This window comes from Sphingomonas colocasiae (genome assembly GCF_019880585.1).
GTDB lineage: Bacteria > Pseudomonadota > Alphaproteobacteria > Sphingomonadales > Sphingomonadaceae > Sphingobium_A > Sphingobium_A colocasiae.
Genome location: NZ_JAINVV010000016.1, coordinates 53217 through 77047 on the forward strand (window position 1 = coordinate 53217; position 23831 = coordinate 77047).

A 23831-nucleotide genomic window follows, 5' to 3' on the forward strand; every position below is an offset into this window, starting at 1 on the left:
TCCTGGCGCCGCCGCCGCGCGCGACCGACCGATCCCACACCGACTGAAACAGGAGAAAATCATGGCCGTTGCCACGCTTGCCGAACGTATCGACGCCCCCGCCGACGCCGTATGGAGCTTTGTCTGCTGGCATGGCGTCGCCAAGCTGGAGCAATATTCGGGCGGCTTCTTCAGGAAGATCGAATTCCAGGGCGATACGCCGGCGGTGGGCATCACCAAGACCATCTATCCGCACGAAGGCCTGCCGATCCATGAGCGGCTGGAATGGCTCGACGCGGCGGACCGCAGCTATCGCTATCGGCTGACCGATGTCGGATCGCTGCCGATCACCGATTATCGCGGCTATGTGCGCGTCACCCCGGCTGGCCCCGATGCCTGCCATCTGAAGATCGAATGCGAATATGACGCGGTCGAGGTGACCGATGCGCAATGGGCCGAGACCTGGCTGGCGATGGAGACGCAACTGGTGAACGAGATCCGCCAGGCGCTGCTCAAAGGATAGGCAGCGCGTCGGTTGACCCTTTGCCGTCAACGCCCCTGAGAATGCGGCGGCGAAAAACGGGCGCGTTTCCGCCCGTTTTGAAAACCCTCATCGCGCTGCACCGGTGGCGGAAAGCCAGGGTTCCATCAGCAGGCGGACGGTGCGCCGCATCTCATCGATATCGAATTCGGGCGAGAGGCGGCTGAACGAGAGCCCCTGCCAGATCAGCGCGACGGCGCTGACGAAGCCCTCGATATCGAGATCGCCGGGCAGCCGCCCGGCGGCGACGGCGTTGTGGGCGGCGCTGCGCATCGCGTCGAGCAGACGGTCAGACGATGTCGCTCGGGATTGCTCGCCTTCCGGCAAGCGGCTGAAATAGCATTCCAGTTCGATGCGCACCGCCGGGGTCAGGCCATAAGCGAGGCGGCCGGCTTCCGCCTGGACGTGCACGTCGACGATCTGCGAGATCAGGTCTCCGCCATCGAGCATATGCTCGATCGTCTCGATCGTCCGGTCATGGTTGCGCAGCATGACGGCGGCGAGCAGCGCATCCTTGTTCTCGAAATAATAATAGAGATGGCCGGATCGCATGCCGGCTTCGCGGCAGATGTCGTTGATGCTGGTCTTCGCGACGCCGTTGCGGGCGAGGCAGCGCACGGCGGCATCGATGACCATCCGACGCTTCGCTTCGGTATTCGCTTCGTCGACTTCACGCATCCGGCCCTCGTTCTTTCAGCGCACTGCCCGCTTGACAAGTGGCAGCTAAGCATATCATTCATAGTTTGGTCAACCGACCGAAAAAAGAGAGTCGGCCAGAAATCGCAGGAAAACAAGAATTTGATCGCGTCGATCGCGGATTCGGCATGAACCGGGCTGCGGCACGCTCAACGCAAATGGGGGGAATGATGACTGCCAAGACCCAAATCGATATCCGCCGCGTGCTGCTGTGCGGCGCCGCGCTGATCGCGCCGGCCGCCGCCGCGAACGCGCAAGCCCAGGCCGATCCGCAGGCGGCGGAGGGCAACGAGATCGTCGTGACCGCGAACCGGCGCGAGGAGAGCCTGCAGGACGTGCCGAGCGCGGTCACCGCGATTTCCGAAAAGGAGATCCAGGCGCGCGGCATGGACAGTTTCGAAGGTTTCGCGCGATCGGTGCCGGGCCTGACGATGAACCAGGGCGTCAAGAACCGCGCGTCGTTCAACATCCGCGGCGTCGCGACGAGCCTGACCGGCGGCAATACCCAGGATCCGGTCGCCGTCTATATCAACGACACGCCCGTCAGCGACACGTTCGGCGCGATCGTCCAGCCCGATCTGCGCCTGTTCGACGTCGAGCGGATCGAAGTGCTGCGCGGGCCGCAGGGCACCTTGTTCGGATCGGGCTCATTGGGCGGGACGGTCCGCATCATCACCAACAAGCCCGATGCGACGAAGTTCGAGGCGGCGGGGCGCGTCGATCTCGGTGTCACCAAGGGCGGCGCCTTTCGCCAGCGCTATGACGCGATGGTCAATGTGCCGCTGGCGGCCGACACGCTCGCGCTGCGCGTCGTCGGCTATTATCGCGACGAGGAGGGCTGGGTGAGGAATGTCCGCCTCGGCACCCGCAACGATACGGTCGACTGGGGTGGCCGCGTCGCGCTGCGCTGGACGCCGAGCGACGCGCTGACGGTGAAGGCGGAGGTGATCCACCAGGACAGCGATCCCGAGGATGCCGATGCGTGGAATCCGGCGCTCGGCAAGTTCAAGCGCTCCTCCGCCATTCCCGAGCCGCGCCGGAACAATCTGACCAACTATAATCTCGCGATCGATTACAGTTTCGACGATTTCGCGACGCTGACGGCATCGTCCACCTATCAGCAGAACAAGAGCGCGATGCTGCTCGACAATGGCGCGTTGCTGGGGCCGGGCACGCCGAACTTCGTTTCCAACAGCGATCCGTGGAATTCGCGCTTCTACGTGCAGGAGCTCCGGCTGGTTTCCAACACGGCATCGCGGCTCGAATGGGTGGTCGGCGCCTTCTACATCGATCGCAAGACCATCGTGCCCGATTATCTGATCACCGCGCCCGGCCTGAACGACTATCTCAAGGCGACCTATGGCGTGGCGCCGGGCAGCGACAGCTATTTCGATACGGACATCACCACGGCATCGACCGAACTCGCGGGCTATGCCGACGCCAGCTATGAAATCGTCGACGGGCTGAAGCTGCGTGGCGGCATGCGCGTGTTCCGCACCACCGCATCCTATGTCGAGAAGGATCGGGTGACGCTGAACCTGGCCACCTTCAAATATGCGGCGCCGCTGAGCTTCAGCAACCGTGCGTCGAGCACCAATACGACCTGGCGCACCGGCCTGTCGTACGAATCGGACCGCGACCTGATGGTCTATGCCAATGTCAGCAAGGGGTTCCGCATCGGCCAGGTCAACGCCAATCGCGGCACCAGCGCGATCGATCCCGCGGATTATGTGATCCCGGAGGGCTATGAGCCCGATTCCACGATCAATTACGAGCTCGGCGCCAAGACGAGCTGGCTCGGCGGCCTGCTGACGCTCAACCTGGCGGGATTCTATATCGACTGGACCAATATCCAGATCGACGGCCTGCGCATCTCCGACCGGCGCTCGTTCATCGCCAATGCCGGCAAGGCGAGCGTGAAGGGCGTCGAGTTCGAAATGGCGGCGCGCCCGGTACGCGGCCTGAATCTCTATGGCACGGTGACGGTGCAGGACGGCCGGATCGACAGCGTGCCGACCAACATCATCGTGCCGGCGGCCCGGGGCGATCGGTTGCCCGGCCTTGCCCGGTGGAAGCTGTCGGGCGGCATCGAATATCGCTGGGACGTGGGCGCGAGCAGCCAGGCCTATGCCCGGATCGACGGCCAGTTCACCGATGCGACGCCCAACGCCTTCGCCAATGCCGGCCGCAACGCGCTTTACGCGGTGAACGACGAATTCTCGACGCTCGACGGATCGATCGGCCTGGATGCCGGCTGGGGCACGGTCGCGCTCTATGCGGAGAATCTGACGAACGAGGACGCGGTTATCCTCAAGAATCTGAGTTCGCCCAATCCGTTCGTGACGTTGCGCCCGCGCACGCTGGGCATTCGCCTGACCATGCGTAGATAATGGTCGGCGGAATCGCAGCGATGGAGGCCCGCGTTGACCCGACCGGACGATGGCCCGGCATATCCGGAGCTTCGGCACGCGCGCTATGCGCAATGCGTGCTCGTGCTGGTCGGGCTGCTCAAGGCGGTGGACACGCAGATCATCGGCCTGCTGATCGAGCCGATGAAGCGCGAGCTGCAGCTTTCGGATCTGCAACTCGGCATCGCCCATTCGACCAGCTATTATGTGGTCTATGGCCTGCTCGCGATCCCGATGGGGATGCTGGTCGACCGCGTCGTCCGCGTCCGCGTCCTGATCGCCGCGATGCTGCTCTGGGGTGCTGGGGTGCTGCTGACGGGCCTGGCGCGCGACATGTGGCTGTTCGCGCTGGCGAAGGCGGTGATGGGGGCGGGCGGGGCCTTTACCTATCCCGCAGCGATGTCGCTGATCGCCGATTATTTCGATCGGGACCGTCGCGCCTTCGCGACCGCGAGCTATGCGATGGGGCAGACGCTGGGCAGTGCGGGCGCCGTGTTGTTGGGTGGACTGGGCTATGCGGCGCTGGCGTCGGCGGCCGCCGCCGATCCTGCGCTGCTGATGGGCGTTTCGCCCTGGCGCGCGCTGCTGATCGCATCCGCGGCGCTGACCCTGCTGCTGGTGCCGTTCATGCTGGCCATGCGCGAGCCTGCGCGCCTGGAAATGGGCGGTATTCGTGGCGGGCCGCGTGCGCTGTTGGCGCACCGCCGTTTCCTGGTGCCGTTGTTTGTCGGCATGTTCTTCATGTCGGGTGTTTCCTCGGGCGTGCAGGTCTGGATCATTCCCGCGCTGATGCGGCTGCATCACCTGCAGCCTGGCGATTTCGCGGTGGCGCTGAGCCTGGCATTCCTGGGAACCAGCCTGCTGGGCCTGCTGATCAGCAGCCGGTTCGCCAATATCGCCCGGACGAGGGGTGGAGACCGCAGGCTGGTATTGCCCGCAGCGATCGCAGCCTTGCTGTGCGCGCCGGCGTCGTGCCTGGCGATGATGCCGGATCTGGCGAGCCTTGCCGTGCTTGGCATCGTCTTCCTGGTCGCGTGCAGCGTCGCGGTTTCCATCCCGGTGATCGCGATCAATTTTCGCATTCCGAACGAACTGCGCGGCGCCGCCATCGGGATCTACGTTCTGGTCATTTCGATCACCGCCGCGCTTGGCGCGCCGCTGATCGGCGCGACCAGCGACCTGCTGGGGGGCAGCGCGATGCTCGGCCATGCGATGGCCGCCGTTGCGGTGCCCTTCGCGCTGTTCGCGGCACTGAGCTTCTGGGCGGCGACATGGGGTGACGACACCAAAGCACCGGCCGTGGCCGGTGATCCACAATGATCAATCATGATATCGAGCGGGGAGAGAGACTATGGGTTGGGGATGTGATCGATCGGCATTCAGGCGCGGCGCGGCGCTGTCAGCCATATTGCTGCCCGCATTGCTGGCGGCCGGGCCGGTGAGTGCGCAGGTCAGTGGTGCGGACTACGAACGCGCGGCGGCGATGCAGAATTTCGACAAGCGCATCGCCCGCACCACATTGGCGCCCAACTGGATCGGCGAAGGCAATCGTTTCTGGTATCTCGACAGCTATCAGAAGCGCCGCACCTTCATGCTGGTCGATCCCGTCGCCAACCGCCAGGCACCGGCATTCGACCATGCGCGGCTGGCGAAAGGGCTTGCCGCGGCGGCGCAGATCCAGGTCGTGCCCGAAGCCTTGCCCTTCGCCAGCTTCACCTTCACGCCCGATGGCAGGGCGATCAGCTTCTCCGTGAAGGACAAGGGCTGGCGCTGCTCGCTCGCCGACTATGTCTGCGCCACGATCCCGGCGCCGGCGCGGCCGGGCGATGTGCTGTCTCCCGACGGGCGGCGCGCGGTGTTCGTGCGCGACGACAATCTGTGGATGCACGACGTCGAGACGGGCAAGGAAACCCAACTGACGCGCGATGGCACCGCCGAGAACGGCTATGCGCTGAACATGGTCATCGTCACGGTGACCTCGCGATTGACCAAGATGCCGCCGCAGCCGAGCGTCTCCTTCTCTCCGGATTCGCGCCGGCTGCTCGCCTGGCGGACCGACATCAGCAAGACCAGCCGGACGGCGGTGATGGAAACCGAGATGGGCCGCCCGCCGCGCGTTCACGAATATCATTTCAACTATGCCGGCGATCCTGACATCGCACAGGCCGTGCCGATGCTGATCGACCTCGACACCCAGGCGATCACGCCGGTGCAGTCGCCGCCGATGGGCCGTCATATCGATATCGAGCTGCTGACCTGCTGGGATCCGGACGCGCCGCGCCTCTGCTTCAGCGAGGATGTTCGCGGTTACAAGAGCGCGCGCATCCATGTCGTCGATGCGCTGACCGGCGCGGTGACGACGCCGGTGACCGAGACCGCCAAGACCTTCGTTCCCAACGGATATGATGCGCGGCTGGCGGGCGACGATCTGTTCTGGACGTCGGATCGCGACGGCTGGCGGCATCTTTACCGGTTCGACAGCCGCACCGGCGCGTTGCGCAACCGGCTGACACAGGGCGACTGGGTGGTGCGCGGCATCTCCCATGTCGATCGGCGCGGCCGCTATGTCTATTTCACGGCCGGAGGCGCCGCGCCCGCCGAGGATCCGTATCAGCGCGTGCTCTATCGCGTGCGCTTCGACGGATCTGGGCTGCAGCGGCTGACGCCCGAGGATGCGGATCATGAGGTGGCCTTTTCACCCGATGGCCGTTTCTTCGTCGATACCTGGTCGCGCGTCGATCTGCCGCCGGTGAGCGTGCTGCGCGCCGCCGACGGGCGGCTGATCCGCGAACTGCAGCGGGCGGACGTGACGCGGCTGGTCGCGGCCGGCTGGAAACCGCCCGAACGCTTCAAGGTGAAGGCGGCGGACGGCGTTACCGACATATATGGCACGATCTTCCGTCCCAGCAATTTCGACCCGGCGAAACGCTATCCGGTGATCGACGGCATCTATCCGGGGCCGCAGATCATCCGATCGGCCAAGAGCTTCTCGTGGATGTTCACCGCCGCCGACACCGCGCTGGCCGAACTGGGCTTCATCGTCGTCACCATCGACGGCCGGGGCACGCCGTTCCGGTCCAAGGCATTCCATGACTATGCCTATGGCAATATGGGATCGGCGGGCGCGCTGGAGGATCATGTCGCCGGGCTGAAGCAGCTTGCGGCGCGCTATCCGGAACTCGATCTGGGCCGTGTCGGCATCTACGGCCATTCGGGCGGCGGCTTCGCCTCGACCCGCGCGATGCTGGACTATCCGGATTTCTACAAGGTCGCGGTGTCGTCCGCCGGCAATCACGATCAGCGCGCCTATATCTCGGCCTGGGGCGAACGCTATCAGGGCTGGCCGGTCGGCGACAATTATCTGAGCCAGGCCAATCCGCCGCTGGCGGGCAAGCTGAAGGGCAAGCTGATGCTGGTCCATGGCAGCATGGACGACAATGTCTCGCCCGATCACACCATGCAGATGGCCAATGCGCTGATCGCCGCGAACAAGAATTTCGACATGTTGATCCTGCCCAATCGCAATCATGGGATGGTGGACGTGAACGCGGTGAGCAAGGGCGCGCCGCCCGAGCCCGACCTCTACCCCGTCCGCCGCACATGGGACTATTTCGTCCAGAACCTGCTGGGGGCCACGCCGCCCGCCGATTTCCTCCTGAAGCGGGAGCAATAGGATGATCAATCGCACAATGCGGCGGCTGGCGCGGTTGCTCGCCATCGGCCTGGCCTTTCCGGCGATGCAGCCCGTGGCGGCGCAGGATACGGGGCCCGATGCGCCGCCGATCAACGATCGCGGCCAATGGCTGCCATCGTCGGTGCCGACATCGGACGATGTGCTGCGCATCCCGGTTCCGGCCGATTACAATGCGCCAAAGGGATCGTTCGTGCTGGTCGGCGGGCGGTTGTTCGACGGCACCGGCGCGGCCGCGCGGCCGGCGACGATCGTGGTGCAGGGCAAGCGGATCACCGCGATCCTGAAGCCGGGCGAACAGGCCTGGCCCGCCGACGCCGTCGTGTACGACGTCACCGGCAAGACGGTGATGCCTGGGCTGATCGACCTCCATACCCACCTGACCTATGTCGAGAAGTTCGACGCAGGTTTCCAGGATGCGATCAACAGCGGCGCGGATTCAGCGATGCGCGCGGTTTCGCGCATGGGCATCTTCCTGCAATCGGGCGTCACCAGCGTGCGCGACGTCGCCTCGGCTGGCGACGTGCCCTTCGTGCTGAAGCGCTGGCAGGCATCCGGCCGCATCGCGGGGCCGCGCATCTTTGCGGCGGGCCAGTTGATCACCGCGACGGGCGGCCATGGCGACGGGCTGGGAACCGCGCCGGAAAACCCGCTGGGCACGGTGCGGCTGGCCTCCGGCCCCGATCAGTGGCGCGAGGCCGTCCGGCTGCAGTTCCGCCAGGGCGCCGATCTGATCAAGCTGGCGAGCGAATATTCGCAGGCCGAGATCGACGCGGCGGTGGACGAGGCGCACTCGCTGGGCCTGCCCGTCACCGTGGATGCGGAGACCCGCTATATCGACATGGCGATCAAGGCCGGGGTGGATTCGATCGAGCACCCGTTGCCGCGCAGCGATGCCGCGATCGCGCTGATGGCGAAGCGCAAGATCGCCTCGGTGCCGACGCTGGTTCCCTATCGTATCATCCAGCGCAACAGCGGCGGCTATTTCGGATCGACCTCGCGCCGGTTCGAGCTCAACGAGACCACCATCGTCGAGATGATGCGGAAGATGAAGAAGGCCGGCATCAAGATGGGTGTCGGCACCGATCTGGTCACCGACTGGATCGATTATATGCCGGGCGCCTATATCGACGAGTTGCGCGCCTTTGTCGAAGTCGGCTTCAGCCCACGCGAGGCACTGGTCGCGGCGACGAAGACCAGTGCGGAGATCCTGCGCATGGCGGACAGGCTGGGCACGATCGAGCCCGGCAAGCTGGCCGACATCATCGTCGTCGACGGCAATCCCGATGAGGATCTGAATGCGCTGGAGCGGGTGACCACCGCGTTCGTCAACGGCCGGCTGATGCTCAAGGACGGGCGCGTCCATCCGCCGGCGCATGTGGAGAAGCCAATGCCCAAGCGATGATCGCGAACGTCCGGCACCAAACCTTCAACGGATGCTGGACAATGTTTCCCGCACGCGCCATGGCGCCCGCGCATATCGCCGATAACCCCTTCGCACATGCAATATTTGCACGCGGTGGCAATGCTTTGTCACAAGCGGGCAATGCTGGCGAACATGTTGCCGCATAACCTGGCTGCCTCTGCGGGATGCTGCACGGCGAAGTCCAGATGCATCACCCGCAGAGCGCAGGACGGAACAATCACCCAACGAAACAAAAAGGGGATTGTTCGTGAAGAAGTATCTCGTAGCCGCTTGCGCGATGTTACTGCCGGCCGTGCCCGCCGCGGCGCAGGAAGAAGAGAAGGGCCCGATCACCGTTTCCGGCTCGGTCGCGCTGGTCAGCGATTATCGCTTCCGTGGCGTTTCCCAGACCGATGAGGAAATGGCGATCCAGGGCGGCTTCACGGTTGCGCATGAATCGGGGCTTTATGCGGGCACATGGGCTTCCAACCTGGCCGGCTGGGGTACGTTCGGCGGCGCGAACATGGAACTCGATCTGTATGCCGGTTATAAATTCCCGATCGGTGCGGCGACGCTCGATGTCGGCCTGACCTGGTACATGTATCCCGGCGGCCTCGACACCACCGATTTCGCCGAGCCCTATGTGAAGCTGAGCACCACCGCCGGCCCCGTCTCGCTGCTCGCCGGCGTCGCCTATGCGCCCGCGCAAAAGGCGCTGGGGAACGTCACCAACACACCGGGCAGCCGCGCGGGCGACAAGGAAGACAATCTGTACCTCTGGGGCGATATCTCCGGTGGAATCCCCGGCACGCCCGTGACGCTGAAGAGCCATCTGGGCTATTCGAGCGGCAATCCCGGCCTTGGGCCGAACGGCACCAGCCTGGCGCCGACCGGCAAATATTGGGACTGGATGCTGGGCGCCGACCTCGCGCTCGGGCCGGTCACCCTGGGGGTCGCCTATATCGACACCAGCATCTCGAACGCGGACCGCGCCTATATCCTGCCCAATTTCGCGAACACGAAGAATGGCGGTAATATCGGCGGCGCGAAGGTCGTCGGTTCGATCACCGCGGCGTTCTGACCGCGCGGGCGCGGCGGATGCCGATCCGCCGCGCCCCGATGTGTGCCCAATTTCCGGTACAACGCGGTTCATGCGTCGCCACCCCGTCGCACAACGGCGAATTGGAGGTGCGGCCATTGCTCGGCGAAATGGACACTCTTGAGAGCATCGTGCGGAAAAGCAGGCGCAGGGCGGCGTGTCAGTCGCCGAGCAGGCCGCGCTGGGTGGCGACTTCGATCGCCAGGCGGCGGGTGTTGACGCCCAGCTTCCTGAAGATGTTCTTCATGTGGAACTTGACGGTATTGTCGGTGGTGTCGAGACGCCGGGCAATCTCCTTGTTCGAGCCGCCGCCCTGCAATTGCTGGAGGACGGCGAGTTCGGCGGGCGTGAAGATGGCGGCGCCGACGGTTTCGTCGGTCGCGGCGGCGCCGTCGAAGGCGATGAGCAGGTGCGAGATCCAGGCGTAGAGCGCCTCGGTCATCGCGCCGACGCCGATATGCGCGACGGTGTCGCGCAGCAGCGCGCGGACCACCGGTCCTTCGTCGAGAAAGGGGCGGACGAGCCCTTCGCGCATGGTTTCGGTGAGCGCCTGCCGCATGCTCGAGACGGCGAGATCGATCTCTCCCGCCTTGCGCCAGGCGATCGCCTTGAGGATCCGGCACTGGACGAGGTGCAGGCCCGCGTCGCATTCATGCGCGTGCCGTTCCAGTTCCGCGAGCCGTTCGAGCGCCTCGCGCGGATCCTCTCGGGCGATGGCGAGCCGCGCCTGGCCGGCGATCGCCTCGTCTCGTTCGATCCAGCCCGTCACCGGATAATGCAGACCGGCGGCGATATCCGCGAGACCGCCGTCTTCGGCGGCGCGCTCCGCTTCGGCAAGCGCGCCCGCCGCGAGCAGGAGCTGGACGCGCCTCGATACGAGATTGAACGACAGGCGCGGCAAGCCGAGCCGGCGGGCGGCGTCGTTCCCTTCGTCGAGCACGGCGCGCGCCGCATCGATGCCGGTTTCCGCCAATGCGATCGCCGCCATTGTGCGGTAGGCGGCGATATAGAGTTCGGCCCAGCCCTCGATCTGCTCGATCGCGGCCATCGCCGCAGACAGGCAATGTTTCGCGGCGAGCAGGTCGTTCGAGAGATAATGGAGTTCGGCGGCGATGAGATCGAGCTGGTGGTGGAGCGCGGGATCGAAGGAGAAATGCGCGCGGATCTTTTCCGAACCGCTGGCGATCCAGCTTCGCGCCTCGCCGAGCTGGGCCTGGACGATCGCGATCATCGCCAGATGGGTCGGGATGAAAACCGTGCCATAGCCGATATTGCCGCTGGTGAATTCATCCATGCTGGCGAGGAAGGTGGCACGCGAGTTGAGTAGCCGGCCGTTGCGGAAATAGAGCAGGCCGAGCGTGGTGGTAAGCGTGCCGCGAAAGCCGTAATCGGCGGGATCGGCGCCGACGAGCAGGGCTTCGAGCGGGCGGATCGCCTCCGGCGCGATGCCTTCGTCGACATAGGCGGCGTGCAGCGCGTCGAGCAGCTGGAGATCCTGGGTTGCGCCCGGCCCGAATTCGGCGGCCCTGGCCGGGCCGCGCGGGAACATCGCTTCCAGATCCTGGAACATCAGCGATCCCGCCTTGTTGTTCCCTTCCTTGTATTTGAGGAAGGCAGATGTGGCCGCCAGCCGGGGATGGCGGGTGACGCTGGTTTCGGGAAGCGCGGCGAGCACACGGCGGACATCGACCGAACGACCCCGGCTGATCTGGCGCACCCAGCTCACCCCGCCCGCCAGTTCGAGCGCCAGCGCATCGTCGCCGGCCGCAGCGGCATGCTCGATCGCATCGACGATCCGATCGTGATCGTGGAACCATTGGCTGGCAAGGCGGTGGAGCGCGCGTGTGTCGTGCCGATCCGAAACGGCGAGCTGCGCGGCCAGGAATTCGCGGAAGATCGGATGATAGCGGAAGCGATCGTCATGGCCGGGCACCGCGAAGATCGGCACGTTGAGCGCGATCAGTTCGGCAAGCATCGCGCTGTTCGCCCGGCCCTGGGTAAGATGACGGGCAAGATCGAGCGGCAGTTCGCGTACGATCGCGGTGGCGAGCAGCAGATCCCGGCTCGCTTCCGGCAGGCCGGCGACGATCTCTTCCGCCAGATAGGCGGCCATTTCGCTGGCGCTGCCGGTGAAGCCGGGAAAGGGGGAGGGGGTACCCGCATGGCGGCTGGCCCAGAGCCGCGCGAGCTGGAGAGCGACCGGCCAGCCCTCCGTCCGTTCGAAGACCGCCGCCATGCCCGCCGCGTCGAGCTCGTCGCCGAACAGCCGCCGGCCATCGTCGAGCCGGAAGCGCAGATCCTCCTCGTCCAGTTCGATCAGATTGCCCTCGGCGCGGAGCCTCGACACCGGGAAAGCGGGGCGCCCCCGCATCGCCACCACCAGTTTCAACCGCTGCGGCCGATGGCGGAGCAGCCATTCGATCACCTGATCGTTCTGCCGGGTCTGCGCCAGATGATAATCGTCGAGGAACATGAAGGCCGGCGGGCCGTCCGCGGACAGCGCGTTGAGCAATATCGCAAGCGTTTCGGTACCGGGACGATCGGGGGCGTCGACCGCGCGGGCGACCGCATGGGTGAGATAGGCGACGAAACGCTCGGGATCGCGATCGTCCTCGTCCAGCGCAAGCCAGGCGACGGACTCCCCGCTTTTCTCCAGATGATCGTGGAATTGCGCGAGCAGCGTGGTCTTGCCGAAACCGGCGGGCGAGCGCAGCAGCGAGAGCAGGGGCGTACGGCCGGGATCGAGCCGTGCGATCAATGCGCTGCGCGGCACGGTATCGGCATTGAGCATGGGCGGGCGGAGCTTGCTCAGCAGCAAGGTTCCGTTCCATCCACCGCCGAGATCGCCGAACTCGCTGATCGCCTGCCTCCCATTTGGCGAAGGCGCATTGCCGCCGCCGCCGCACTTTAGCGCGCGGAAAGGCGACATCAACGCGCCCCGGCCTGCAAGGACCGGGTGGGCCGGCACGCTATCGCGCGCCGCGCCGTTTTGCAGCGAGCCGTGGCGGGTGGACCGGCCGTCTAATCAGGGTAGGAGCGGATGTCCGGCGATGCCCGCCCTTGCATGGGAGCGTTCCGAACCGCGAAGATGCGCACCGGGAACGCATGGAGAATGACAATGATCGACGAGGATCTGCGGCTTCGCGCCGGGTGCGGGCGCAGCCTTTCATATCACGGCCCGGCCGATCCGCGATCGCTGCTGAAGGCGCTGGCCGATCGGCCGGAGGCGGCATTGGCGCCCGATTTCTATGGCAATGGCGGCGCGGTCGCGCAGCTCGAGGCGCGCACGGCGGCGCTGTTGGGCAAGCCCGCCGCATCGTTCATGATCAAGGGTGTGACCGCGCAGCTCGTGCTGCTGCGCGCGCTGACCGAAATACGCACGGGCGCCGTCGTCATCCCCGCATTGGGCCATATGGCGGTGGACGAAGCCGATGCCGTTGACCATCTGATCGCGGCGCCGGTGATCCGGCTGGGCGGTGATGGCCCTTATGATGTCGCCGATCTCGAGGCGCTCGACGAGACGCCGGCGATCTGCGTCGTCGAATTGCCGCTGCGCCGGGCGGCGTATCGGCTGCTCCCCCTGGACGCGCTGGCGGCGCTGTCCGAATGGTGCCGGGCGCGGGGCGTGCATCTGCATGTCGACGGCGCCCGGATATGGGAAGCGGCGGCGGGCTATGGCGTGTCGCCGGCCGCGATCGCCGCACTGGCCGACAGCGTCTATGTCTCCTTTTACAAGGGACTGGGCGGTCTGGCGGGGGCGGCGCTGGCCGGCGATCATGCGCTGCTGGACATGCTCAAGTCCTGGAAGACGCGGCTGGGCGGCGATCTGAGCACCGCATTCCCCTATGCGCTGGCCGCGTTCGAAGGGCTTGATACGAAGCTGCCGCGCATGGCCGATTATGTGGCGCGGGCGCGGACGCTGGCCGCGTCTCTGGCGGAGCGCGGCCTTGGGCCGCTGCCCGGCGTGCCGCACACCAACGCCTTCCGCATCCTGTTGCCCGGCGTGCCCGATATCCTGACCCGGGCCAATCGCGCCTTCGCGCGGCGGCACGGCATCTGGCTGTTCAATGGCTTCGAGGCCATGGCCGATGACAGGTCCGCCGCCGAGATCGTCATAGGCGAGGCCGCGATGGTGTTGAGCGATGCGGAGATCGCCGGCTGGATCGGGGATATGACCGGGGACGGCGCGGAATAGAAGCGGCGTCACGGCGCCGCGAAAAATGCCCTGTTGGCGTTGTAGAGCGACCATAGATCCACCTTGGACGACAGATCGTGGCTGTTGTGGATCGACAGCACCGGCGCGCCGATATCGATCACATCCATGTCGCGCCGTGATAATGTGCCGCCCAATGTGCCGCCGCTGGCGCGCCCGACCTTGTAGGTCGCGGTCTGCCAGGGGACGCCGGCATCGTCCAATATGCGGCGCAGCCAGGCGGCATATTCGGTCGTCGCATTGTTGCCCTGCCCATAGACCTTGATGTTGACGCCCTCGCCGACATGCGGCGCGTTGCCTTCCTCCCACGCGCCAGGCCATGTGGGGTTCACCGCATCGTTCACATCGGTCGAAAGCACCCTGGTCCGTTCGAACGCGCGGCTGAGATGGGGCGGGCGATAGCGATCGCCGAGTTCGGCGTAGAGCAGTTCTCCCAGCAGATTGACCAGCGTGTCCGAAGCCGCGCCGGTATTGTTGTTGTTCCCGGTTTCCTCATTGTCCGCAAGGAACAGCACGGACGTGGCTTTGGGCCGTTCGAGCGCGAGCATGGCGCGAAGCGAGGCATAGGCGCCCAGCCGGTCATCCTGGCCATACATCGTCATCATCGCGCGATCGAAGCCGATATCGCGCGGAGCGCTGGCCGGCACCAGCGACAGTTCGGCGGAGACGAGGTCGTCGACCGAAACCGCATAGGTTTCGCGCAGATAATCGGCCACTTGCGCGAAGACGCCTTCGTTCGCGCTCTTGGGCATCGATCCGACGATCGGATCCAGCTCCTCGGCGGCGAGCACGTCGCGATTGGTGCGATTGCGCAGATCGATATCCACATGCGGGGAAAGCCCGGCGATCATGAAAACCGGGTCTTCCGGCTTCAGGCCCACCGAAAGATCGATCGACGTGCCGTCCTTGCGGCTGATCCGCCCGATCAGGGCAAGCGGGATATTTCCCCATTGATAATTGAGCAGATTGCCATGGGTATTGGTCTGGAACAGCGCGAAGCCCTGTTTTTCGTAAAGCGGCCGCGCCTTGAGGTCGAGCCGGGGGGAATCGATGTGCGAGGCGGCGATGCGAAATCCATCGGCCATGGGGGCGCTGCCGACGACGAACAGGATCAGCGCGCGATCGCGGTTGTTCTTGTACCAGCGGCTGCCTGGCGTCAGCTTCGCATCCGGCGTCCATTCGCGGAAACCCGCCTTGCGCGCGCGATCCAGTGACTCGCGTACCGTGGTGAGTTCGGTGCGCGCAGCCGCCATGAAACGCTTGTAATCCTCGGCGAATGCGAATGCGGCGTCGCGATCGCTGGAGGAAAGCGATAGCCAGTTGGACGGGCAGGGGCGCTTTTCGCATGGTGGAGCGGCGGAGGCCGCGGCCGGTGCAAGCAGGAGCGAGGACAGAAGGATCCCGGCCAGCCCGGTCCGATGGTTACGCCGCATCGCGCCAATTTCCCCCAAAGACGATCGTGGAAGCGACGGTCTATCGCACGCCGCGCGAAATGGGAATCTCCTGACCCGCATCGCGCCCGGATCGTGTCGGCCTACGTAGGGGCAGGCCGGTTTCCCGCCCGTTCGCCGCTTCGGGTAGGCGGAGGCGTCATCGCGGCCCTACCTGAAAAACCACCCGACTTCACTCCCCGCTTCGCTTTCCGTCCGCCGGCCGCATCCGCATGATCAGGGCGTCACATGAGCTGAGGATGCCTGTCGATGCGTATTGGGGTGGATGTTGGTGGAACGAACACGGACGCGGCGCTGCTCGACGGCCGCAGCGTCGTCGCATCGCTGAAGACGCCGACCACCGAGGATGTCGGATCGGGCGTCGTCGCATCGATCCGCAAGCTGCTCGGCAGCGCGCGCGTCGCCCCCGACGCGATCGACGGGGTGATGATCGGCACCACCCAGTTCACCAACGCCTTTGTCGAGCGTGTGCGGCTGAACGACGCGGCGGTGATCCGCATCTGCCTGCCCGCCGCGCGCAGCCTGGATCCGCTGATCGACTGGCCGCGCGACCTGCTGATGGCGGTGGGCAAGCGCATCTATCTGGTCGGCGGCGGTTATGAATTCGACGGCCAGCTGATCGCGCCATTGGACGAGGCAGCAGTGGCGTCGGCGGCGCGTGAGATCCGCAAGGCCGGCATCACCGCTATCGCCATCTCCTGCGTGTTCTCGCCGATCGATGCGTCGATGGAGCAGCGCGCGGCGGAGATCGTGCGGAACGAGATTCCGGGGGCGCGCGTCACCCTGTCGAGCGAGCTGGGCCGGATGGGGCTGATCGAGCGCGAGAATGCCGCGATCATGAACGCGTCGCTGGCCGATCTGTCCGAACGCGTCGTCAATTCCTTCGGAGAGGCGCTGCGCAGCCTGGGCGTGACCGTGCCCTTCTTCATCAGCCAGAATGACGGGACGCTGATGAGCGCCGATTTCGTCGCGCGCTATCCGGTGCTGACCTTCGCCTCCGGCCCGACCAATTCGATGCGCGGCGCGGCCTATCTCTCCGGCCGCAAGGACGCGATCGTCGTTGATATCGGCGGCACCACTACCGATGTCGGCGTGCTGGTGAACGGCTTCCCGCGCGAATCCTCGCTCGCCGTCGATATCGGCGGGGTGCGCACCAATTTCCGCATGCCCGATATCCTGGCGATCGGCCTGGGCGGCGGCACCCGCGTCGACCCGCAGGATCCGCGCCGGATCGGCCCGCAATCGGTGGGTTATCGCCTGCCGCGCGAGGCGCTGGTGTTCGGCGGCGAGACGCTGACGACCACGGATATCGCGGTGGCAGCCGGCATCGCCGAGATCGGCGATCGCGATCGCGTGGCGCATCTGGACGCGGCTTTCGTCGAGGCGGCGGTCGACGAGATCCACCGCAAGGTGGAGCAGGCGATCGATCGCATGAAGACCTCCGCCGATGATGCGACCGTGGTGCTGGTTGGCGGCGGCAGCGTGCTGATCGACCGCGAGCTGAAGGGCGTCGGCGAGCTGTTGATCCCCGAGCGATCGTCCGAGGCCAATGCGATCGGCGCCGCCATCGCCCAGGTGGGCGGCGAGGTCGACCGCGTCTTCCATTATGCCGAGACCGGCCGCGACGCCGCGCTCGACCAGGCGCGTGCCGAGGCGGTGCGCCGCGTCGTCGATGCGGGCGCCGAGGCCGACAGCGTTTCCATCATCGAGGTCGACGAACTGCCCTTGTCCTACGCGCCGAGCGGCGCGGTGCGCGTCCGCGTGAAGGCGGTGGGCGAGCTGGCGACCGTCACCCAATTCCAGCCCGAAGCCGAGGGGGTCTGACCATGGAACTCAACCGCGAAGACCTGATCGATTACGCGACCGGCGCTACCTTCCTGGGCACCGGCGGGGGCGGCGATCCTTATATCGGCCGGCTGATGCTTCAGCAGGAATTCGATGAGGGTCGCCGCGCCGACATCATCGATCCGATGGACCTGCCCGATGACGCGCTGGTGATCACCGCGGCGGGCATCGGCGCGCCGACCGTGATGATCGAGAAGATCCCCTGCATGATCGCCGCCGAGCAGGCGGTGCGCGCGGTGGAGGACCGGCTGGGCCGCAAGGCCGATGCGATCATCTCGATCGAGGCGGGCGGCGCCAACGGCACGCTGCCGCTGGTGGTGGCGGCGCGCATGGGGCTGCCCGTGGTCGATGCCGACGGCATGGGCCGCGCCTTTCCCGAACTGCATATGGTCACCTTCAGCGTCTATGGCTGCAAGAGCGCGCCGCTGAGCCTGGCGAGCGAGCGCGGCGACCTGATGAGCATCGAGACCGAATCCAATGTGCTGGCCGAGCGGCTGGCGCGCAGCGCGGTCATCAATCTGGGCGCGATGGCGCAGATCGCGCTTTATCCGATGAGCGGCGCCGACGTGAAGCGGACGGCGGTGCCCAACACGCTGACGCTGTCGCTGCGCATCGGCCAGACGATCAGCGCCGCGCGGGCGAGCAAGCAATGCCCATTCACCGCGCTGATCGACTTCTTCGCCCAGGCCAATCCGCCGCGCCATGCCCGCATCCTGTATGACGGCAAGGTTTCCGACGTGCTGCGCGAGACCCAGGGCGGCTTCGCGCGGGGCGCGGTGACGCTGGTGCCGATCGAGGGCGATGACGAACCCTGCCGCATCACCTTCCAGAACGAGTTCCTGACCGCCGAAAAGGCGGGGCGGACGCTCACCATGGTGCCCGACCTCATCACCATACTCGACCGCGAGACCGGCGAGCCGATCACCACCGAGGCGCTGCGCTTCGGCCAGCGGGTGAAGGTGATGGCGGTGGGCGTGCCGCCGATCATGCGCACGCCCGAGGCGCTGGCGACCTTCGGCCCGCGCGCCTTCGGCTTCGACATGGATTTCGTGGCCGTCGAGGATCTTCCGCTGGACGGGCTGGCGCCCGCCGCCGCCCGGAGCCCCGCCCATGCGGACTGACGCGATCGTCCTCAGCCGTCATGGCGGCCCGAAAGAGCTGGTGCTCGTGCAGGTGGAACTGGCCGAACCCGGCCCGGGCGAGATCCTGTTGCGGCACGCCGCGATCAACGTGAATTTCCACGATACCTATGTCCGCACCGGGCAGTACCGGACGCTCGCGCTGCCCGGCATTCCGGGGCTGGACGCGGTGGGCGTGGTCGAGGCGGTCGGCCCCGGCGTCACGCATCTGGCGGTGGGCGACCGTGCCGCATGGATCAGCGGCGCCTATGGCGGCTATGCCGCGCGGCGCATCCTGAACGCCGATCTCGCTTTTCGCCTGCCCGACGGGATTGGGGACGCGCAGGCCGCCGCATCGCTGATGAAGACTTTCACCGTGCGGATGCTGGTCAAGGACTCCCACCGCGTCCAGGCCGGCCAGACCGTGCTGGTCCATGCGGCGGCGGGCGGGGTGAGCCAGTTGCTGTGCCAATGGTGCAAGGCGCTGGGCGCGCGCGTGATCGGCACCGTCAGCAGCGAGGCCAAGGCCGAGGTGGCGCGCGCCTGTGGCGCCGACGAGATCATCTTCTACCGGTCCGAGGATTTCGTGGCGCGCGTCGATGCGCTGACCGACGGCGCGGGCGTCGCCGCCGTCTATGACTCGGTGGGCCGCGACACCTTCGCCGGATCGCTCCGCTGCCTCGACTATAGCGGCACGCTCGTCAATTTCGGCCAGTCTTCCGGCCCGGTCGAGCCGTTCCGTCCGTCCGACCTCGCCGTCCGCTCGCTCAGCGTCACCCGTCCGATCCTGTTCCACAAGATCCGCACGCCCGAACAGCTCCGCACCTATGTCGACGAGACCTTCGACGCGTTCGATCGCGGCGTGGTGCGCCCGATCGATCCCGACATCCTGCCGCTGTCCCGCGCCGCCGACGCGCACCGTATCCTCGAAGCCGGGGAAAGCCGTGGCGGGATCGTGCTGGCGCCGGATCAATGAAGCCAAGAACCACGAAGCATAACAGCAACTTGATTGGGGAGTTCAAGATGATCGACAAGATGATTCCGGCCCTGTTGGCCGCGACCATGCTGAGCCCATTGGCGGCGGGCGCCGCGATGGCACAGGAAGCGCCGGCCAAGGCCGAGGCGGCGACCGACGAAGGCGATATCGTCGTCACCGCGCGCCTGCGCGCCGAAAGCCTGCAGGACGTGCCCGATTCCATCGCCGCATTCAGCGCGAAGGACATCGCCGCCGCCGGCATCGACCAGATCCAGGACATTGCGGACATGGTGCCCAATGTGATCCTGCGCAAAGGTTTCCGTTCGGGCGAAAGCAACATCACCATTCGCGGCATCACCTCCGGCCGTCAGGGCTGGCCGCCCGTCGCTTTCGTGATCGACGGGGTGAAGGCGACCTCGATCGATGCGATGGAGCAGGGCACCCTGCTCGACGTCGAGCGGATCGAGGTGCTGAAAGGACCGCAGGGCGCGCTCTACGGCGCCGGCGCGATCGGCGGCGCGATCAACATCGTGACGCGCAAGCCGAGCCAGGATTTCGAAGGCCGGGTGCAGGCCAGCTATGCGCGCGGCAACGACATCAAGCTTTCCGGCGGGGTGTCCGGCCCGATCGTCGCCGACACCTTGTTCTATTCGGTGAGCGGCTATTTCAACGACACCGACGGCATCGTGAAGACCGCCAACGGCACCGGCGCGGTCGATGCGCGCCAGCAGAAGACCGGGCGCGCCCGGCTGCTGTTCACGCCCAGCGACAAGCTGAGCTTCGACCTGCGCGCCTCGATCACCGACTCGCACGGCGCCGCGCCGGGCACCGTCGACAAGATCGCCAATGCCGCGCTGGTCGACGAATTCAACACCGCCGCCAATCCCGGCCCGTTGCGTCGCAAGGGCTTTCTGGGCCGCGAGGAGCGCCGGCTGGTCGATGTCTCGCTGCGCAGCGAGGCGGATCTCGACTTCGCGACCTTCTCGGCGGTGCTCGCCTATCAGGACATCAACCAGAGCCTGTTCGGCACGGTGAATTACGAAGGCGGCCCGGCGCCCGCCAACCGCACTTTGTTCGGCGCCGCGACCTATGGCGATGCCGCCACGACCGGCCAGGTGATCGACGAGTTCCAGGACCTGACCGACAATTTCGAGACCTATAGCGCCGATATCCGCCTGACTTCCAAATCGGACCAGCGGCTGCGCTGGGTGGTTGGGCTCGAGCTGGCCCGGCGCCTGTCCTACACGCATCTGGGCGCGGGCCAGCTTGTCGCCGGCCCTTCGGTGTCGCGCACCTATCTGCTCGATCGCTGGGATCGCAAGCTCGACAAGATCTGGGGCGTCTATGCCCAGGCGTCGTACGACATCACCGACGGACTGGAGCTGACGCTGGCCGGCCGTTACGATGAGGACAATTACGGCAACACACGCGTCACCGATCCGCGCACCGACACGCCGATCAAGGTGACCGATCCGGCGGGCAATCTGGTCGATACGCTGAAGGCGAAGGACAGTGCCTTCACCCCCAAGGTTCAGCTTGCCTATAACTGGACCAAGAAGATCATGACCTATGCCACCTATTCGGAGGGGTTCCGCTTTGGCTTCTTCAATTCGGGCAACCGGGCGCTCTCCGAGTCGACCAGGAATTACGAGATCGGCCTGAAGAGCCAGTTCTTCGACAATATCCTGACCTTCAACGCCGCCGCGTTCCGCATCGATTATTCGAACCAGCAGGTGACGCAGACGATCGCGACGCCGCCGTTCCGCACCACCACCAACATTCCGCGCACCAAGATCATGGGTTTCGAGGCGGATGTGGCGCTACAGGCGACCGACAAGCTGCGTTTCTCGGGCGGTATCGGCTATACCGATGCGATCGTGCAGAACGCGGCGAAGACCCGCGCGCCGTTCACGCCGAAATGGACGGCCAATGCCTCGATGCAGTGGCAGGAACCGGTGAGCGATACGCTCGATTTCGTGAGCCGCGTCGATTACCGCTACCAGAGCGGCATGTTCCTGCGCGTGAACGAAGTCTTCCCGATCAAGGACAAGACCTTCATCGACGCGCGCATCGGCGTGGAGAACGACCGCTACAGCGCCAAGCTGTTCGTCGAGAATCTGCTCAACACGCAGCAGGCGCTGAGCCTGTCTCCCTTCGCGGGACTGTTCAGCCGTACCTTCAGCCCGCCGCGCAGCTACGGCATTGAAGTGCAGTATAAATTCTGATGCACGGGCGGGCGGGGGCGCCGTGCGCGCATCCGCCCGCCAGGACCTGTTTGGAGAGGGGCCTGATGGGCAAATCGATCAACGAGCCCGACTATATCTGGCATAATGGCCGCCATATCCGCTGGGCGGAGGCGCAGGTGCACATATTGTCGGTGGGGGTGCAGTTCGGATCCTCCGTGTTCGAGGGGATACGCTGTTATCGCACCGATGCGGGGCCGGCGATCTTCCGCTTGCGCGAGCATCTGCGGCGGCTGCACGATTCCTGCCGTATCTACCGCATCGACCTGCCTTATTCGATCGACGCGCTGGAGCGCGCCTGTATCGATCTGGTCGCCGCCAACGGGCTGGAGGACTGCTATCTGCGGCCGATGGTGATGCGCGGCTATGGCGACATGGGCATGGCCGCGATCGGCAATCCGATCGAGACCTATATCGCGAGCTGGCAATGGGGCAGCTATCTCGACCAGAGCGAGGCGGATCGCGGCATCCATGTCTGCGTCTCCTCCTGGAACCGACCTGCGCCCAACACCTTTCCCGCGCTCGCCAAGTCCGCCGGCCATTACAATAATGCGACGCTGATCAAGCTCGACGCCATCGCGGGTGGCTTCGCCGAGGCGATCGCGCTGTCGCCGGACGGCATGGTGAGCGAGGGCAGCGGACAGAATATCTTCGCGGTGCGTGACGGCGTGCTGATCACCCCGCCGGTCGAAGGCAGCATCCTTTCGGGCATCACGCGATCTGCGGTGATGGAGATCGCGGCGGCGCTGGGCATCCCGGTGCGCGAAAGCGCGTTCCCGCGCGAGTTCCTCTATATCGCGGACGAACTGTTCTTCACCGGCACCGCGACCGAGATCGCGCCGATCGGCGCCGTCGATCATATCCGCATCGGTGATGGCCGCATCGGCCCCGTCACCGAACGGCTGCGCGCCGCTTTCCAGGATGTCGTGCGCGGCCGGGTGAAGGATCGCAAGAATTGGCTGACGCCGGTGAGGGCCGGCATGAGGGAGGATATCGATGGTTGAGATACTGAAATGGGACGATGTGCCGCTGGAGGAAGTGGCCGAGGGCATGAGCCGGCAGATCGTGACCGGCGAGAAGATGACGATCGCGCGCATCTATTTCGACGACGGCTTCGTCGTGCCGCTCCACGCGCATGAGAACGAGCAGGTGACCCAAGTGGTCGAGGGCACGATGCGTTTCTGGTTCGACGAGGCGAAGAGCGAGACGCGCGACCTGCATGCCGGCGAAGTGATGGTGATCCCGCCCCACCAGCCGCACGGCGCCGAAATGATCGGCCGCGTCGTCGAGATCGACATGTGGTCGCCCCGCCGCGAGGACTGGCTGAAGAAGACCGACGATTATCTGCGCGGCGGCACCGCCGGCGCGCTGACCGAGACCGTCGATCCGGCGCGGGGCTGAGAGCGTCATGCGCATCCATCTCGTGACGCCGGTGACGACGAAGGGCGTGCGCTCGCTCGACGATGTCGCGCATCTGACGCATGCCGGGCTGACCATCACCCAGTCACTGCTCGAAACCGGGCCGCCCTCGATCGAGAGCGAATATGACGAGGCGTTCGCGGTGCCGGCGACGATCGCGGAGGCGATCAAGGCCGAACGCTCGGGCGCGGACGCCGTCATCGTCGATTGCATGGCCGATCCCGGCGTGAAGGCGGCGCGTGAGATGCTGTCGATCCCGGTGCTGGGGCCGGGCGAGACGTCGATGCACCTGGCCGCGCTGCTTGGGCAGAGCTTCGGCTATGTCACCGTGCTCAACGCGGTGAAACCGATGGTCCGCAACCTCGTGCGCCTGAGCGCCGTCCAGGAGAAGCTGGCGGCGATCAAGGTCGTCGACATTCCCGTGCTCGAACTGGAGCCGCGGATCGAGGAAGCGAAGCGACGGCTGGGCGAATGCGCGCTGGAAGCGGTGGAGCAGGATGATGCGGACGTCATCATCCTGGGCTGCACCGGCTTTCTGGGCTGTGCGTCGGCGATCGAGGCCTATCTGGCCGAGCGCGGCCACAGCATACCGGTGATCGACCCGATCCCGGCGACGGTCTGCGTCGCGGAAGGAATCGTCCGGGCCGGGCTGACGCACAGCAAACACTGTTTCCCCGTGCCGCGCCCCAAGACGATGGTCGGATACGCAATGCCCTGAAACGCGCGCGCCTGGCGCGATGCGCGGGC

Annotated in this window: 17 protein-coding genes; 14 read left to right on the forward strand and 3 right to left on the reverse strand. The window is 65.9% G+C overall.

The genetic code is table 11. The features are described from left to right. The first annotated feature begins 61 nt into the window (after positions 1–61). Entirely contained in the window at positions 62–502 is a 441-nt protein-coding gene (locus K7G82_RS28855; RefSeq protein WP_222993920.1) for an SRPBCC family protein, read from the forward strand. 87 nt (positions 503–589) lie between these two features. On the opposite strand, the gene K7G82_RS28860 is transcribed toward K7G82_RS28855, so the two are convergent. Next, positions 590–1198 (reverse strand): TetR/AcrR family transcriptional regulator, encoded by a 609-nt coding sequence (locus K7G82_RS28860; RefSeq protein ID WP_222993922.1) that lies wholly within the window; start codon positions 1196–1198, stop codon positions 590–592. A gap of 188 nt (positions 1199–1386) precedes the next feature. On the opposite strand from K7G82_RS28860, the gene K7G82_RS28865 reads away from it, so the two are divergent. From K7G82_RS28865 to K7G82_RS28885, 5 genes are all read left to right on the forward strand, one after another. After that, positions 1387–3606: a TonB-dependent receptor gene (locus K7G82_RS28865; RefSeq protein ID WP_222993924.1), complete on the forward strand. Its 2220-nt coding sequence runs from the start codon at positions 1387–1389 to the stop codon at positions 3604–3606. 33 nt (positions 3607–3639) lie between these two features. Further along, positions 3640–4944, forward strand: coding sequence for an MFS transporter (locus K7G82_RS28870; protein ID WP_222993926.1), 1305 nt, complete (start codon positions 3640–3642; stop codon positions 4942–4944). Positions 4945–4975: 31 nt separating this feature from the next. Beyond that, positions 4976–7297, forward strand: a complete 2322-nt coding sequence (locus tag K7G82_RS28875) for a S9 family peptidase (protein ID WP_222993927.1) — start codon at positions 4976–4978, stop codon at positions 7295–7297. Between the two features lies 1 nt (position 7298). Further along, positions 7299–8720: an amidohydrolase family protein gene (locus K7G82_RS28880; protein WP_222993928.1), complete on the forward strand. Its 1422-nt coding sequence runs from the start codon at positions 7299–7301 to the stop codon at positions 8718–8720. Between the two features lie 268 nt (positions 8721–8988). Further along, positions 8989–9801 carry a TorF family putative porin gene (locus K7G82_RS28885; RefSeq protein ID WP_222993929.1) on the forward strand — a complete coding sequence of 271 codons (813 nt, stop codon included), beginning with the start codon at positions 8989–8991 and terminating at the stop codon, positions 9799–9801. 178 nt (positions 9802–9979) lie between these two features. Here K7G82_RS28885 and K7G82_RS28890 read toward each other — a convergent pair whose 3' ends face one another. Continuing rightward, the gene (locus tag K7G82_RS28890) at positions 9980–12748 is read right to left on the reverse strand and encodes a winged helix-turn-helix domain-containing protein (RefSeq protein WP_222993931.1); all 2769 of its coding nucleotides are present in this window, start codon (positions 12746–12748) and stop codon (positions 9980–9982) included. Between the two features lie 189 nt (positions 12749–12937). On the opposite strand from K7G82_RS28890, the gene K7G82_RS28895 reads away from it, so the two are divergent. Then, positions 12938–14014, forward strand: coding sequence for a threonine aldolase family protein (locus K7G82_RS28895; RefSeq protein ID WP_222993933.1), 1077 nt, complete (start codon positions 12938–12940; stop codon positions 14012–14014). An 8-nt stretch (positions 14015–14022) separates the two neighbouring features. Here the strand turns inward: K7G82_RS28895 and K7G82_RS28900 are convergent, their stop codons facing one another. Further along, complete coding sequence (locus K7G82_RS28900) at positions 14023–15465, reverse strand: zinc-binding metallopeptidase family protein (RefSeq protein WP_222993935.1); 1443 nt, start codon at positions 15463–15465, stop codon at positions 14023–14025. A 267-nt stretch (positions 15466–15732) separates the two neighbouring features. Between K7G82_RS28900 and K7G82_RS28905 the strand changes: the two genes are divergently transcribed. The 7 genes from K7G82_RS28905 to K7G82_RS28935 all read left to right on the forward strand — a co-directional run bounded on the left by K7G82_RS28905 (position 15733) and on the right by K7G82_RS28935 (position 23802). Continuing rightward, positions 15733–17307, forward strand: a complete 1575-nt coding sequence (locus K7G82_RS28905) for a hydantoinase/oxoprolinase N-terminal domain-containing protein (protein WP_222993937.1) — start codon at positions 15733–15735, stop codon at positions 17305–17307. 2 nt (positions 17308–17309) lie between these two features. Then, on the forward strand, positions 17310–18449 hold the full coding sequence (locus tag K7G82_RS28910; protein WP_222993939.1) for an S-methyl thiohydantoin desulfurase family protein: 1140 nt from the start codon (positions 17310–17312) through the stop codon (positions 18447–18449). Continuing rightward, on the forward strand, positions 18439–19422 hold the full coding sequence (locus K7G82_RS28915; RefSeq protein ID WP_222993941.1) for a quinone oxidoreductase family protein: 984 nt from the start codon (positions 18439–18441) through the stop codon (positions 19420–19422). Before K7G82_RS28910 ends, K7G82_RS28915 begins: the two co-directional genes overlap by 11 nt. Positions 19423–19469: 47 nt before the next feature. After that, positions 19470–21647 (forward strand): TonB-dependent receptor, encoded by a 2178-nt coding sequence (locus K7G82_RS28920; protein ID WP_222993944.1) that lies wholly within the window; start codon positions 19470–19472, stop codon positions 21645–21647. A gap of 65 nt (positions 21648–21712) precedes the next feature. Next, complete coding sequence (locus K7G82_RS28925; protein WP_222993946.1) at positions 21713–22669, forward strand: branched-chain amino acid transaminase; 957 nt, start codon at positions 21713–21715, stop codon at positions 22667–22669. Further along, positions 22662–23066, forward strand: coding sequence for a cupin domain-containing protein (locus K7G82_RS28930; protein WP_222993948.1), 405 nt, complete (start codon positions 22662–22664; stop codon positions 23064–23066). Before K7G82_RS28925 ends, K7G82_RS28930 begins: the two co-directional genes overlap by 8 nt. A gap of 7 nt (positions 23067–23073) precedes the next feature. Further along, positions 23074–23802 (forward strand): aspartate/glutamate racemase family protein, encoded by a 729-nt coding sequence (locus tag K7G82_RS28935; protein WP_222993950.1) that lies wholly within the window; start codon positions 23074–23076, stop codon positions 23800–23802. The last annotated feature ends 29 nt before the right edge of the window (positions 23803–23831 follow it).

Excerpts from the sequence above, each read along its gene's own strand:
- K7G82_RS28855 (WP_222993920.1), top strand. The coding sequence starts at position 62 with ATGGCCGTTGCCACGCTTGCCGAACGTATCGACGCCCCCGCCGACGCC.
- K7G82_RS28860 (WP_222993922.1), bottom strand. The coding sequence starts at position 1,198 with ATGCGTGAAGTCGACGAAGCGAATACCGAAGCGAAGCGTCGGATGGTC.
- K7G82_RS28865 (WP_222993924.1), top strand. The coding sequence starts at position 1,387 with ATGACTGCCAAGACCCAAATCGATATCCGCCGCGTGCTGCTGTGCGGC.
- K7G82_RS28875 (WP_222993927.1), top strand. The coding sequence starts at position 4,976 with ATGGGTTGGGGATGTGATCGATCGGCATTCAGGCGCGGCGCGGCGCTG.
- K7G82_RS28880 (WP_222993928.1), top strand. The coding sequence starts at position 7,299 with ATGATCAATCGCACAATGCGGCGGCTGGCGCGGTTGCTCGCCATCGGC.
- K7G82_RS28890 (WP_222993931.1), bottom strand. The coding sequence starts at position 12,748 with ATGTCGCCTTTCCGCGCGCTAAAGTGCGGCGGCGGCGGCAATGCGCCT.
- K7G82_RS28895 (WP_222993933.1), top strand. The coding sequence starts at position 12,938 with ATGATCGACGAGGATCTGCGGCTTCGCGCCGGGTGCGGGCGCAGCCTT.
- K7G82_RS28900 (WP_222993935.1), bottom strand. The coding sequence starts at position 15,465 with ATGCGGCGTAACCATCGGACCGGGCTGGCCGGGATCCTTCTGTCCTCG.
- K7G82_RS28905 (WP_222993937.1), top strand. The coding sequence starts at position 15,733 with ATGCGTATTGGGGTGGATGTTGGTGGAACGAACACGGACGCGGCGCTG.
- K7G82_RS28910 (WP_222993939.1), top strand. The coding sequence starts at position 17,310 with ATGGAACTCAACCGCGAAGACCTGATCGATTACGCGACCGGCGCTACC.
- K7G82_RS28915 (WP_222993941.1), top strand. The coding sequence starts at position 18,439 with ATGCGGACTGACGCGATCGTCCTCAGCCGTCATGGCGGCCCGAAAGAG.
- K7G82_RS28920 (WP_222993944.1), top strand. The coding sequence starts at position 19,470 with ATGATCGACAAGATGATTCCGGCCCTGTTGGCCGCGACCATGCTGAGC.
- K7G82_RS28925 (WP_222993946.1), top strand. The coding sequence starts at position 21,713 with ATGGGCAAATCGATCAACGAGCCCGACTATATCTGGCATAATGGCCGC.
- K7G82_RS28930 (WP_222993948.1), top strand. The coding sequence starts at position 22,662 with ATGGTTGAGATACTGAAATGGGACGATGTGCCGCTGGAGGAAGTGGCC.
- K7G82_RS28935 (WP_222993950.1), top strand. The coding sequence starts at position 23,074 with ATGCGCATCCATCTCGTGACGCCGGTGACGACGAAGGGCGTGCGCTCG.